At 63.7% G+C, this 13,487-nt stretch carries 9 protein-coding genes; 7 read left to right on the top strand and 2 right to left on the bottom strand.

Annotated elements, in window-relative coordinates:
- Positions 1–117: 117 nt before the first annotated feature.
- The 3 genes from ftsH (at position 118) to glmM (ending at position 5,713) form a co-directional block, all read left to right on the top strand.
- Entirely contained in the window at positions 118–2,037 is a 1,920-nt protein-coding gene (ftsH, locus tag ASF34_RS00570; protein WP_056157567.1) for an ATP-dependent zinc metalloprotease FtsH, read from the top strand.
- Between the two features lie 320 nt (positions 2,038–2,357).
- Positions 2,358–4,274 (top strand): hypothetical protein, encoded by a 1,917-nt coding sequence (locus ASF34_RS00565; protein ID WP_244478853.1) that lies wholly within the window; start codon positions 2,358–2,360, stop codon positions 4,272–4,274.
- Between the two features lie 98 nt (positions 4,275–4,372).
- Entirely contained in the window at positions 4,373–5,713 is a 1,341-nt protein-coding gene (glmM, locus tag ASF34_RS00560) for a phosphoglucosamine mutase (RefSeq protein WP_026175800.1), read from the top strand.
- On the opposite strand, the gene ASF34_RS00555 is transcribed toward glmM, so the two are convergent.
- Positions 5,710–6,033 carry an MmcQ/YjbR family DNA-binding protein gene (locus tag ASF34_RS00555; RefSeq protein WP_026175801.1) on the bottom strand — a complete coding sequence of 108 codons (324 nt, stop codon included), beginning with the start codon at positions 6,031–6,033 and terminating at the stop codon, positions 5,710–5,712. The two genes, glmM and ASF34_RS00555, sit on opposite strands and share 4 nt — an antisense overlap.
- 229 nt (positions 6,034–6,262) lie before the next feature.
- Here ASF34_RS00555 and ASF34_RS00550 point away from each other — a divergent pair, with 229 nt between their 5' ends.
- The 3 genes from ASF34_RS00550 (at position 6,263) to ASF34_RS00540 (ending at position 9,244) form a co-directional block, all read left to right on the top strand.
- Positions 6,263–7,114, top strand: coding sequence for an outer membrane protein (locus ASF34_RS00550; protein ID WP_018043042.1), 852 nt, complete (start codon positions 6,263–6,265; stop codon positions 7,112–7,114).
- Positions 7,115–7,340: 226 nt separating this feature from the next.
- Positions 7,341–8,198, top strand: a complete 858-nt coding sequence (locus ASF34_RS00545) for an outer membrane protein (RefSeq protein WP_056158840.1) — start codon at positions 7,341–7,343, stop codon at positions 8,196–8,198.
- 218 nt (positions 8,199–8,416) lie between these two features.
- Positions 8,417–9,244: an outer membrane protein gene (locus tag ASF34_RS00540; RefSeq protein WP_056157562.1), complete on the top strand. Its 828-nt coding sequence runs from the start codon at positions 8,417–8,419 to the stop codon at positions 9,242–9,244.
- A gap of 374 nt (positions 9,245–9,618) precedes the next feature.
- Here ASF34_RS00540 and ASF34_RS00535 read toward each other — a convergent pair whose 3' ends face one another.
- Positions 9,619–10,167, bottom strand: coding sequence for an HNH endonuclease (locus tag ASF34_RS00535; RefSeq protein WP_018043045.1), 549 nt, complete (start codon positions 10,165–10,167; stop codon positions 9,619–9,621).
- A gap of 646 nt (positions 10,168–10,813) precedes the next feature.
- Here ASF34_RS00535 and ASF34_RS00530 point away from each other — a divergent pair.
- Positions 10,814–13,486 (top strand): DUF3772 domain-containing protein, encoded by a 2,673-nt coding sequence (locus ASF34_RS00530; protein ID WP_244478852.1) that lies wholly within the window; start codon positions 10,814–10,816, stop codon positions 13,484–13,486.
- The last annotated feature ends 1 nt before the right edge of the window (position 13,487 follow it).

The following is a 13,487-nucleotide window of genomic DNA, read 5'->3' as shown; positions in this document are numbered from 1 at the left end:
TTGCCGCAGGCTGGCCCGATTTACTTGGCAAGGGGGGCGGCACTGCCTACATTGCCGACATGCATCCGCGTGATCCGTACACCAAACGCGGGACCGGACGCCCCCAGGGATTGATCGATGAACCCGAACTTCCGCAACTTTGCCTTGTGGGTCGTCATCTTCCTGCTCGTGCTGGCGCTCGTCACCTTGTTCCAGAATCCGGGACATCGCGGCGGCGGCAGCGAGATCGCCTATAGCCAGCTTCTGAACGATGCCGATTCCGGCAAGATCCAGACGGTGGTGATCTCCGGGCAGGACGTGAGCGGTACCTATGTCGGTGGTGGCAATTTCACCTCCTACGCGCCCAACGATCCGAACCTGGTGTCCAAGCTTCAGAGCAAAGGCGTGCAGATCACCGCGCGTCCCCCCTCGGACAACACGCCCTGGTTCATTCAGCTGCTCGTGAGCTGGCTGCCCATCCTTGTCTTCATCGGTGCCTGGATCTTCCTGAGTCGTCAGATGCAGTCGGGTGCCGGGCGCGCCATGGGCTTTGGGAAGTCGAAGGCCAAGCTTCTTACCGAGGCGTCGGGCCGTGTGAGCTTCGACGACGTCGCCGGCGTCGAGGAAGCCAAGGAAGACCTGCAGGAGATCGTTGAGTTCCTGCGCGATCCCCAGAAGTTCCAGCGTCTCGGCGGCCGCATTCCGCGCGGTGTGCTCCTCGTCGGCCCTCCCGGCACGGGTAAGACCCTCATTGCCCGTGCGGTGGCGGGTGAAGCCAACGTGCCGTTCTTCACGATCTCGGGCTCCGACTTCGTCGAGATGTTCGTCGGCGTCGGCGCGTCGCGTGTCCGCGACATGTTCGAGCAGGCGAAGAAGAACGCACCCTGCATCATCTTCATCGACGAGATCGACGCAGTCGGCCGCCATCGCGGTGCGGGCCTGGGCGGTGGCAACGACGAACGCGAGCAGACCCTGAACCAGCTCCTCGTGGAGATGGATGGGTTCGAGGCCAACGAGGGCGTGATCATCATCGCGGCCACGAACCGCCCTGACGTGCTCGACCCCGCCCTGCTGCGTCCTGGTCGGTTCGATCGTCAGATCATGGTGCCGAATCCCGACGTCGTCGGCCGTGAGCGCATCCTGCGTGTCCACGTCCGCAAGGTGCCCTTGGCACCGGATGTCGACCTCAAGGTCATCGCGCGCGGCACCCCGGGCTTCTCCGGCGCCGACCTGATGAACCTCGTCAACGAATCCGCTCTCCTCGCGGCCCGTCGTGGCAAGCGGATCGTCACGATGCACGAGTTCGAAGACGCCAAGGACAAGGTGATGATGGGCGCCGAGCGGCGGACTCTGGTCATGACCGAGGATGAGAAGCGGCTCACCGCCTATCACGAGGGCGGCCATGCCATCGTCGCCTTCAACGTGCCGGCCACCGATCCCGTCCACAAGGCGACGATCATTCCGCGCGGCCGGGCGCTCGGCATGGTCATGCAGCTGCCGGAACGCGACAAGCTGTCCATGAGCTTCGAGCAGATGACCTCCCGTCTTGCCATCATGATGGGCGGCCGCATCGCCGAGGAGATGACCTTCGGTGCCGACAAGGTGACATCGGGCGCCCAGTCCGACATCGAGCAGGCGACCCGTCTCGCCCGCATGATGGTGACCCGGTGGGGCTTCTCTCCTGAGCTCGGTACCGTGGCCTACGGCGAGAACAACGACGAGGTCTTCCTCGGGATGTCCATGGGCCGTCAGCAGACGGTTTCCGAGGCCACCGCCCAGAAGATCGACGCCGAGGTCCGTCGTCTCGTCGAGACCGGCCTCGAGGAAGCCCGTCGCATCCTCGGTGAGCACAAGGACGATCTCGAGGCACTCGCCCAGGGGCTCCTTGAGTACGAGACCCTGTCGGGGGAAGAAATCAAGAACCTGATCGCGGGAAAGCCGCCCATCCGCGATGCGGGCGATGGACCAGCGCCTATTCGCGGTTCTTCCGTCCCCTCCGCTGGTCGCGGCCGTCCGCGGGACAGCGAGGGTGGGCTGGAGCCCCAACCGCAGGCGTGACGCCCACGTGATCACTCTACGAAGATAACAAAGCGGCGAGGGCAACCTCGCCGCTTTTCTTTTGGTTGCCAAAGCCCGATCTGGACGGCATCGCGGATCGACCATATGGCGAGGCGCGGGTCGGCCGTGTCCATCGTCGCGATAAGGCGCCACTATCGATGCACGAAGCGGCACAGGACGCAATCGGTGAACTGACTGATCCGGAATACCGTCTCGTCGAGGCCGGCCGTGCAGGCGACATCCTAAGGCTCGCCCCCGAGGAGGCCATCCGCGCCAGCGTGATCCGGGCTCTCGTCTGCGCCGAGAGAACGGACTGGCCCGTGGCTCCCGAGGGCGTGCGGCTCGTCGGCGGCCGTGTCTTGGGCCTCCTTGCCTGTGCCGACCGCTACCTCGTCCGGCCGCTCTGGATCGACGATGCGGAGATCCCGGACGGCATCGACATCAGCAACAGCCATACGCGGACATTGTCTTTCGAGAAGAGCCGCATCGGTAACGGCTTGTCGGCTCAAGGCGTGACAATTGCCGGACCGCTCTTCATCTCGAATGCCACCTTCACCGGCACCTGCGATATCAGCGGAGCCTCGATCGCCAGCACATTCACGGCAGACGGAGCCGTGTTCGATCACCCCAATGGAGATGCGATCAACGCCCAGCGCAGTTCCATGGCTGGGTCTTTCCTCAATCATGCCACGGTGAAGGGAGGGTGCCGCTTCCTCGGTGCGACGATCCGAGGGCAATTCGTCGCCGTGGGTGCGGTCTTCGACAACCCCGCCGGCGATGCCATTGATGTGCAGGACATGACGGTAGCGGGGATCTTCCTCGATGGCGCGACCATCATGGGCACCTGCCACCTCGTCAGCGCTCACATTGCCGCGCAGTTTGCCGCCGAGGGGGCGACATTCCACCAACCGAACGGTACCGCCATCAATGCCCAGGGCAGCCGTATCGGCAGCGTCATCCTGCGCGGCGGAGTCGGACCTGACAACGTCCCCATTCCCAGCACGATCAACGGTGGCCTCAATTTCAGCCGCGCAACCGTGGAGCATCATTTCGAGATCAGCGGAGGCACTCTGACGGGTGGCCCGTCCGGTGCGCTCGATGGGCGCGGCATCGAGACGAAGGGACGATTCATCATAGGGCGCGACGCCTATGTCACCGGTGCGATCCTGCTCTCGGGGGTCGAGATTCGCGGCTCCCTCGATCTCTCCGGCAGCCACATCCTGTCAAGCGCAATTGCCCAGGACACCCACGGCGAAGCTGCGCATGGGGTGGCGAGCTTTGAAGACGATCCCTTGCGCTTCGTTGCCCTCGATCTCAGCGAATCCAATATTTCGCACCTGATCATGCCGGATGCCACAGACATGCGGTATCCGGGATGCGGACGCCCGCGCGGAATCGTCGATCTCTCCCGGCTGAAGGTGGGCACCTATGTGGATTTTGCCTCCGCCTGGCCAGTTCCTGTGCCCCTCCGCCGTAGTCTCGGTCCTGACAGGTTTCGCGATGCGAAGGATCGCGACGCCGATCACCTCATCTTAGACGGGTTCGAATACCAGCATCTAGACAATCCAGACGGCGACGCAGTGCCCTCGCTGCCGACGCATACGGCGAGGCAGCGCTGGCTCCGCGGGCAATCCCGCGACGATCTCTTCACCCGGCTTCGCCCGCAACCTTGGCGCCATCTCGCCAAGGTGCTGGCGAGCCAGGGTTACGAGGAGGATGCTCACCGCATCGCAATCGCCCGCCGCGTGGCCGAACGGCACGCGCGTGAAACCGGGTGGTTCCTGCGCTGCATCAACTGGCTGCTGCACGTCCTGGCCGATTATGGGTTCAATCCGTGGAAGGCCGTGGGCTGGTCGATTGTGGTCATCGTGGTCTGGGCCGCCGTCTATACCGGCGCTGCCTTCGAATCCTGCAAAGCGGGGCCACGTCTCTGCCAGGACGGAGAGATCTTCGTCCGAACGGCGGCGGCCGATTTCGTGCCCGGCGTCACGAGCAGCGACGAGGCGAGGGATAAGCTCGTCAACCTTTACCCGGCCTTCGATCCGCTGGCCTATTCGTTCGATACCTTCATGCCGCTCTTCGACGCCGGCACGGACCGGTTTTGGCGGGTGAACACGGCGACCTGGCGAGGGGTGGCGCTCTATTATTTCAGCATCGCAGAGCAGATCGAGGGCGCCGTCCTCGTTTCCCTGATCATCACCGGCTTCACCGGCCTCCTCACCCGCGACGAAGCTTGACCGAACTGGGACGCAGCACCATTCGTTTGCCATGCTTCGATACCATTCAGCGAAACGAAACCGGCTATGACGGGCCGTGACGATCAGGATTGAAGAACGTGCGTAAGTATTTCGGCACAGACGGCATCCGGGGCCGCGCCAATGGGGTGATCACCCCTGAACTCGCTCTCAAGGTAGGGCAGGCGGCGGGATTGGTGTTCCAGCGGGGCGATCACCGCCACAGGGTCGTGATCGGCAAGGACACCCGCTTGTCCGGCTACATGATCGAGACGGCTCTCGTCGCGGGGTTCACATCGGTGGGCATGGACGTGATGCTGCTCGGCCCGATGCCGACGCCGGCCGTGGCCATGCTCACCCCCTCCATGCGCGCCGATCTCGGGGTCATGATCTCCGCCTCGCACAATCCGTTCGAGGACAATGGCATCAAGCTGTTCGGCCCGGACGGATTCAAACTGAACGACGATGTCGAGCGCGCCATCGAAGCCTTGATCGACGGGGAGCTGCACAAGAAGCTTGCCGGCCCGCGCGATCTCGGCCGCGCCAAGCGGATCGAGAGCGTGCATGCCCGCTACATCGAATTCGCTAAGCGCACGCTGCCCCGCAACGTCACCCTCGACGGCCTGCGGGTGGTGGTCGATTGCGCCAACGGCGCAGCTTACCGCGTCGCGCCGGAAACTCTCTGGGAGCTCGGCGCAGAAGTGATCGCCATCGGTGTCGACCCCGACGGCTTCAACATCAACCACGATGTCGGCTCGACGGCACCCGCGGCCCTTGCCGCCAAGGTGCGGGAGTTGCGGGCGGATATCGGCATTGCCCTCGACGGCGACGCGGACCGTGTTCTCATCGTCGATGAGAAGGGCCAATCGGTGGATGGCGACCAGTTGATGGCCGTCGTGGCGCGGTCCTGGAAGGACGACGACCGGCTGACCCAGCCCGGCATCGTCGCAACGATCATGTCCAATCTCGGCCTCGAGAGGTTCCTCGGCGGGATCGGCCTCGGCCTCGCTCGCACGGCGGTCGGTGATCGCTACGTCCTCGAGCACATGCGTGAGCACGGCTACAATCTCGGCGGCGAGCAGTCGGGGCACATCATCATGTCGGATTATGCCACCACCGGGGACGGTCTCGTAGCGGCACTCCAGCTTCTGAGCGTGGTCAAGCGCCAGGAGCGGCCGGTGAGCGAAGTCTGCCATTGCTTCGACCCGCTGCCGCAGATCCTCAAGAACGTGCGCTACCGCTCCGGCGCGCCGCTGCAGCAGGATGCGGTCGTCACCGCCATCGCCCATGGCCGCGAGCGTCTCGGTGAGACCGGCCGCGTCGTCATCAGGCCCTCAGGCACGGAGCCGGTCATTCGCGTGATGGCGGAGGGCGATGACCGTAGCCTCGTCACGGAAGTAGTGGACGATATCGTTGATGCCGTTGCCAAGGCCGCGGCCTAATCACGCAACGCCTCCGGCGCGAGGTAGCGCCATGCCGTGAGGAGAGCGCTTCTGAGCGTCTCCTCATCCGCTCCATCCAGGAACAGGTTGGTCCAGCCACGCCGCCCCCAGGCGCCGGGAACGGGGTCGAACAGGTCCGGCTCCGCCTCGACCAAGAGCGCCTGATGCTCGGCCGGAAATTTGAGAACGACGCGTTCGTCGTCGATCCAGAGGGTGGCGAAGATCCGCCCGCCGATGCGAAAATCCGGATGGCCCATATGGGCGCCTTCCTCCACGCCTGGCAGCATTAGCGCCAGGGCGCGCACGTCTTCAGGACGCATCGATTTCTCCGCCTCATGACTCACGACAACCAGGGAGACGCAGCGCGAATGCAAGTCCTGCGACGCGACGATATCGTCTGCAAGTTGCAGTAGGGCTTTGGACTCTAACGGTTCGGAAAGGCTAACGTTTAACGTTAAGCACGATTTAACTCATCCGACGGATGATGGAGTCGTCATCCAGGCTGGTGCTCCCACACTTCAGCCGAACGATCGAGTTGAAGGATCCATTATGCGCCGTTCCAAGCTTTCTGCCTTGGCGCGCTCGATCACGCTCCTTGCGAGCGTGGGAGCGCCATGCCTCGCGCAGGCCGCCGACTTGCTTCCCACTTTACCGCCCGAGCCGCTGCCCCCGCCGATCGAGATCGGCGGGGCGTGGTATCTGCGCGGCGACGCCGGTGCCGGTATTCTGGGCGAAGGGCACACCGTCGCGAAGGACGTCACCATCCCTCCGATCCCGTACAAGTACAATGTCCTCAAGGATTATCTGGGCAACCAGGCGTTCGTGGGCGCGGGTATCGGCTATCAGGCCAATTCCTGGCTTCGTTTCGATTTCACCGGCGAGTACCGCTCGGAAGCGAAATGGATTTTCTATGCGGCCGAGACGCCGAGCGGCGGCATCAATCGCACGTCCGGGAAGTTCTCCTCAGTGGTCGGCATGGCCAACGGCTACGTCGATCTCGGCACTTATTACGGCGTCACCCCGTTCGTGGGCGCAGGTGTCGGCTTTGCCCACCACATGTTCGGCGGCGTGACCGACAACGGCCAAGGCCTTTATCAGGGCGGCTTTGGCTCGGGTCCGGAGAAGCAGAAGCTCAGTTTCGCTTGGGCGGCCCATGCCGGTCTCGGCTATTCCATTACGCCGAACCTCAAGCTCGAGCTCGCCTATCGCTATCTCAACATGGGTTCAGCGCAGACCGGCACGATCACCTGCGACGCGCCGCCCTTCTGCAAAACGGATTACCACCTGAAGGACATCGCCTCGCATGATGTGAAGGTCGGCATGCGCTGGATCCTCGGCGGCGCCGTTGCTCCGGCGGTCGAGTATCAACCGATGCCGGAACCGATCGTCCGTAAATACTGAATGTATCAATGACACCACGAAGACGGCGCGGATCGGTATCCGCGCCGTCTTCGTTCGTGCGCGCACGACCGCCGGGTTAACGCCGCCGCAATTTGTCTTTTCCAGCTGACGCGCCGTTAGGGTTAAGACGATCATAACCTTTTAAATTCATCATCTTGGTCAGTCGACCCCCTCGCCGGCATGCATCCGTAACATGCGCTTTCCGGCCGATGCCTCCGTGAGGACCATGATGACTCCGCCCCGCCCATACCGCACCGCAGCCCTCGCTGCGATCCTCGCCGGACTGGCGATCGGCACTGCCGCGCCGACTCTCGCCGCGGACCTCCTGCCGCCGCCGCCACCTCCGCCGGCTCCCGCCCCGGTCCAGATCGGCACCGGTTGGTACCTGCGCGCAGATTTCACTGAGAGCTATTTCGATCACCCCAAGGACGCGACGCTGGTCGAACCGGGCACGCCGCCCCTGGTGCGGCTGCGCCTGAGCCATCAGCCCGGCTTTGGCGGCGGCATCGGCTACCGCTTCAACAACTGGCTGCGCATGGACGCCACCATCGACCAGCGCCTGCCCAGCCGCTTCAGCACCTACTCGTCGGGCTCGAACTTCGCGAACGGGTACAACGTCGAAGCCGGCAAGCTCGACGTGCTGACGGCTCTCGTGAACGTCTATGCGGATCTCGGTACCTGGTGGGGGCTTACCCCTTACATCGGCGGCGGCATCGGTATCGCTCAGAAGGACTTCCGCAACGCCTATACTCAGACGACCTGCACCGTTCCCGTGCTCTGTGACGGAAGCCCGGTGGTTGGCCCTCGCCCCGCTGCCGCGCGTCGCAACGGTTCGGTCACCTCCCTGGCCTGGGCGTTGACCGGCGGCGTCTCCTACGAGATCGGCGCAGGCTTCGCGATCGACGCGAACTATCGTTACGTCAATCTCGGCCGCGCCAAGACTGGCCTCGACGATTTCGGCTTCGGCACACGCCTGAAGGACATCTCGGCCAACGAGGTCCGCGTCGGACTGCGCTACAGTTTCGCCGGCGGTGCCGCTCCCTTCGGGGGCGGCGGTTACGGCGGCGGCAATCCCTACGAGTAGGGCAGGGCGCGGCGCGCCGAGACCTTTGGGCGTCTTACACATACACGCTTAAAGCCCGCCCGGTCCGCGCCGTGCGGGCTTTCTCGTCGTGCGACCACGAGAATAGACCTTGCCGTAATTCATTGAATCCGACCGCAACGGACCATTAAGGTTACTGTATTAGAAACGACGCAAGGTTCGGAAAGAACAATCGGGCTGCAGCCCTGAGGACGACCTCAATGCGTACCGTCACCCTTGCACTCCTCACCGGCGTTGCCCTCGTTTGCCATCCAGCAGCCCACGCTGCCGACCTTGACTATGGCGTGTTGCGAGGCCCGGATTACGAGACGGCCTCGGCCGAGATTGATTGGAACGGTGGCTATTTCGGTGGCCATGCCGGATACACCACGACGTCGCTGAATTTCGGATCCTCCGGTCAATCGGATCTTGCGCAGATCCTTCGCAGCACAGCTATCGAGAGCGAGTATCGCATCTCGGGAAGCAATACTCTGAAACCTGCTCGGCCCCACGATGTCGGGATTGGAGGCTTTGCCGGCTACAACTATCAATTCGACGAGGCAGTCATTGGCCTGGAGGTCGATTATACCAGCGTCAATCAGAAAGGACGATCAGAGGACAGCCTCACCCGGCGCGTGATGCTCAGCAACGGAACCTATGATATTTACAGGATTTCCACCGCCGCGCATGCCAGCCTTCAGGATTATGCGACGATACGCATGCGAGCGGGTTATCCGATGGGAGCATTTCTGCCCTTCGTGACAGCCGGGTTGGCGATAGGTCGAGCCGTAGTCGGCAATGACGTGAGCGTCGATCTCAGGGAATACTCGGACATCAATCGAACGAATCTGGTCGGCGGCCTGAGCGAAAACGGCGGCACCATCAAAGAGAAATACAGCCTTGGATATGCGCTTGGTATCGGCGGAGATTACCTGCTTACACAAAACATATTCGTACGCGGTGAGTACCAATATCTGCAGTTCGCGAAATTCGGAGACGTGAAAGCAAACGTCAATACTGTTCGTGGCGCGGTCGGCATCAAGTTCTGATTATCCCCTGAACCGGAGTCTACTCAAGACACCCGGCCGCTTGTCCCATCCTCACTCCGAGAGATTGCGCCATGCTACGATCTACGATCGTCGTCGGCATTGCGGCTATCGCGTTCGTCTCTGTGCCGAATGCCGAGGCGGGAGACCGACTATCCTGCGTCCATGTAGGACATGATTACCTCACGGATGTTGATCGCCATCGCAGCCTTCCGCCGTCGCAGCTTCCCTATCGCGACCATTGCTACCGACCAGCACCACGCATTGCGCGGACCATCTACCAGCCGCCGCTCGCCATGGAGCTCGTTCCCACACACAACCCCAACGCACCGGTCTACAACGAACCTCCACCGCGCTTTTCCAACGACTGACCGGCGTCAGCTTTCCAGTTCGCTGTCCCAGTACAGGTAGTCCAGCCAGGTGTGGTGGTATTCGCGGTGATCGAATTCCGGCTGGCGACGATGGAGTTCATGCCGCGTCGGCCGGTGAGGTTCATGCAGGAGCGGCATCTCCGCTTCCGCCGGAGTGCGGTTCGCCTTGCGCAGGTTGCAGGGTGAGCAGGCGGCTACGACATTCTCCCAGCTCGACAAGCCGCCGCGCGAACGCGGAATGACGTGGTCGAAGGTCAGCCCGCCCGAGGGCATCCGAAGTCCGCAATACTGACAGGAGAAGGTGTCGCGCAGGTAGATGTTGTAGCGCGTGAAGGCCGGACTGCGCGCCAGGGTCACGTAGTTCTTGAGGGCGACGACGCTCGGGACCCGCAGGGCGCGGCTCGGCGAGCGGGCCTCGACATCGTAGCTGGCCACCAACGTGACCCTGTCGAGGAACAGGGCGGTGAAAGCGTCCTTCCAGGACCATAGGGACAGCGGATTATACGAAAGCGGCCGGTAATCCGCGTTGAGGACGAGCGTTTGGAGATCCAGCATGGCGCTACTCTCTTGACGGATCGACGAAGGGACGACGCAACGCGTTACGGCGCGGCATCGTCCCCGGATGATGAAAGATCGGTGGTCCCGGCAGTTCGGTCTTCGACTTTGGCATCCGGCGAACAAATCTCGGTCGCCGGACCGGCACAGGATGCGAAGAGAACAGATGATCGGGGAGGGTGGACCGGCCTGGGCTTAGCCAAAAGCGGTCGTATCGGGCGGGAACGCCCGGTTCGTGGCGAGGCACATCAACATGGACGGCCAACGCCACCTCCTCGCGTCGATACGAAAAGGCTCTGTCCATTGCGCGGTAGTCTAATATCAGCATGACACGCTTGTGAAGGTTGCCCGGTCGATCCCCGACGTCGCGGCCCACAATCTTTCGGGCCGCCTCAGCGAATGATGTGTCTGCGGCACCCTTTCGCCCCATTGATCGGCCATCCGACGATCCGACTTTTGACCCGCGGCCGCTTGCGGCGTGTGAGGTGCCTTCGCTGGCGCTCCCGTGATGGCCACGGCCCTTGCCAGAGACGGGGCCTGCAAAGTGCCTGCCCCACGCGCCGGGGTCCGCCTGCCGACGCCAGAGGGGCGGGCGTTCTGAGCCGATGAAAGGAACGACATGGAACTGGGATTCATGAAGGGCAGAATGCGACATGCAGCGCTCCTTGCCGCGTGGATGGGTGCTTCCCTACTGAATCCCCTTCCGGTTCTGGCCCAGGCGGCGCCCGCCGCCCCCGCGCAGACGGAGCCGGCAAAGCCGCCGCCCGCCGCCGTCCCACCCGCTGTTACAGCCCCCGCTCCGGCCGCGAAGCCGCCAGCACCGAAACAGGCGGTGTCGGAGGCGATCAAGAATGTCCGCGACCGGCTCGACGAAGCCAAGGCCAATCTCGACGAGCGCGAGAAGCTTCTCGCAGGCCGCAACGTCGATCCCGCCAACCTGCTGAAAGCACGCGACGGCCTCGACGCCATCGCAGACCGAATCCGTCAAATCATCGATGCCACCACCCCGCGCCTCGAAGCCGCCCGCGAGCGCCTGACGCAGCTCGGCCCGAAGCCGAAGGAAGGCGAGGAGGGCGAGGACGTCGCCAAGGAGCGGGTCGAGCGCGAACATGCGGTCGCTGAGATCGACGAGACGCAGCGGCTGGCGAAATCGCTCCTCGTGCAGAGCGACCAGATCATCGACCAGATCACCAACAAGCGTAGGGCGGCTTTCACTCGCGGCCTGTTCGAGCGCTCGTCGGCACTGGTGAATCCCGACCTTTGGATGCGTATCGCCGACGATGTCCCGCGCGACATACGGGCTCTGCAAGCCGCCGTCACCGACATCGCCGGCCTGTTCGGCCGCAACGGATCGATCTGGAATCTCCTCCTACTCGGGGTAGCTCTGGGCATCTCCGTGGCGCTGTATTTCGGACGCCGGAACATCGCCCCGCGCCTCGGGCGGCGCAGCCAGAGCGTGGTCGATCCGACTCAGCGCATGAAGCTGATGGCGGCCTGGCGCGTCTTCCTCCTCGGCACCGTGCCGGCGGTGGTGGGAAGCTACGCCGTCTATTACGCTCTCGATTCCACGGACCTGCTGCCGCAGCGACTCATGCCGGTGGCCGGCGCCATCCTCGGCGGCCTCGCCTTCATCGCCTTCGTCGAAGCCCTTTGCGATGCGCTGCTGTCGCCGGAAAAGCCGTCCTGGCGCCCGGCTCCGCTCAGCGATTCGACGGCGTCGCGGCTGACGCGGCTCGCCGTCGGCATCGCCACGGTGATCACGGTGGTGAAATCCATCGAGGCGCTCAATTCCGGCATCTACGCCGCCCTGTCGATCTCCATCGCCACCCGTGGCATCGGCGCCCTCGCCACCATCCTGATCCTCGCCATCGGCCTGCATCGTTTCGCTGACACGGCGGACAAGGAGGAGGCGTGTTTCGGTCCGTACGTCGCGCCGGAATCCACCACCACGATCGGCGGGCCGGCGCGCCTCCTCGGATGGGCGGCCGTCATCGTCATCGGCATCGCGCCCCTCGTCGGCTATGTCGCCTTCGCCGCCTTCCTCATCGACCAGCTGGTCTGGACGGCGTGCCTGATCGCGTTGCTCTACCTCCTGATCTCCAGCGCCGACACGTTCATCGGCGGTACGCTCAAGGACGAGACCCGCTTCGCCACAGCGCTTCAGGCCAATACCGGGCTGCGTAAGCGCTCGATCAACCAGATCGCCGTTCTGTCGACCGGGCTCGCCCGGGTCGTTCTGATCCTGGTGGCCGCCCTGCTGGCGCTCGCGCCCTGGGGCCTCGATTCCACCGACGTCTTCACCTCCGTACGCAGCGCCTTCTTCGGCTTCAAGGTCGGAGACGTGACGATCTCGCTCTCGACCATCGCGTATGCGGTGGGACTTCTCGTCATCGGCGTCGTCATCACGCGCGCGGTCCAGCGCTGGCTGGAACAGACCTACCTGCCGGCCACCGACCTCGACGCCGGTTTGCGCAACTCCATCTCCACCATCACCGGCTATTGCGGATTCCTGATCGCCCTGGCGCTGGCCTTCTCCTATCTGGGCTTGAGCCTCGAAAAGCTGACCATCGTCGCCGGTGCGCTCTCGGTCGGTATCGGTTTCGGCCTTCAATCCATCGTCAACAACTTCGTCTCGGGCCTGCTGCTGCTTTGGGAGCGACCGATCCGCGTCGGCGATCAGGTGCTCATCGGCGACAGCGAGGGCATCGTGAAGCGCATCTCCGTGCGTTCCACCGAGATCCAGACCTTCGATCGTTCGGCGGTGATCGTGCCGAACTCGAACCTCATCTCGGGTATCGTGAAGAACCGGGTTCGCGGCGACCGCACCGGCCGCGTCACCATCACCGTCAACGTCCTGCGCAACCAGGATCCGGTCCGTGCCGCCGAGATGCTGGTGGCCTGCGCCTCTGCCCATCCGGACGTGCTGAAGGAGCCGGCGCCGCGAGTGGTGTTCCGCAAGATCGGCGATCCCTTCCTCGAATTCGAACTGATCGCGATGATCATCGATGTCAGCATGGGCCTGAAGGTCACGAGCGACCTGAACTTTTCCGTGTTTCAAGCCTTGTCCGGCGCAGGGTTCATCCCGGCTCTCGGCCCCGGATCGAGCGTCGTCACCGTCCAGGGCCTGGAGCCGGTCCAGACCGCGCTCGGGCAGATCGCCGGCGTGTTCGCGCAAAACTGGAGCCAGGATCGGCCGGCTCAGGCGGAGGAGGTCGATGACCGGCAGGTCAGCCCTTCCGCGAACGAGGAAGCCGAGCCGATGCGCTCGGCAACGCCCCGTGAACCGAACCGGCGTAGGAGCCCTGCGGAGGTGTCGTAGA

It is taken from the genome of Methylobacterium sp. Leaf106 (assembly GCF_001422895.1).
Classification (GTDB): domain Bacteria; phylum Pseudomonadota; class Alphaproteobacteria; order Rhizobiales; family Beijerinckiaceae; genus Methylobacterium; species Methylobacterium bullatum.
Note: the sequence above shows the minus strand (reverse complement) of the source record. Positions and strands in the feature narration are given on the sequence as shown.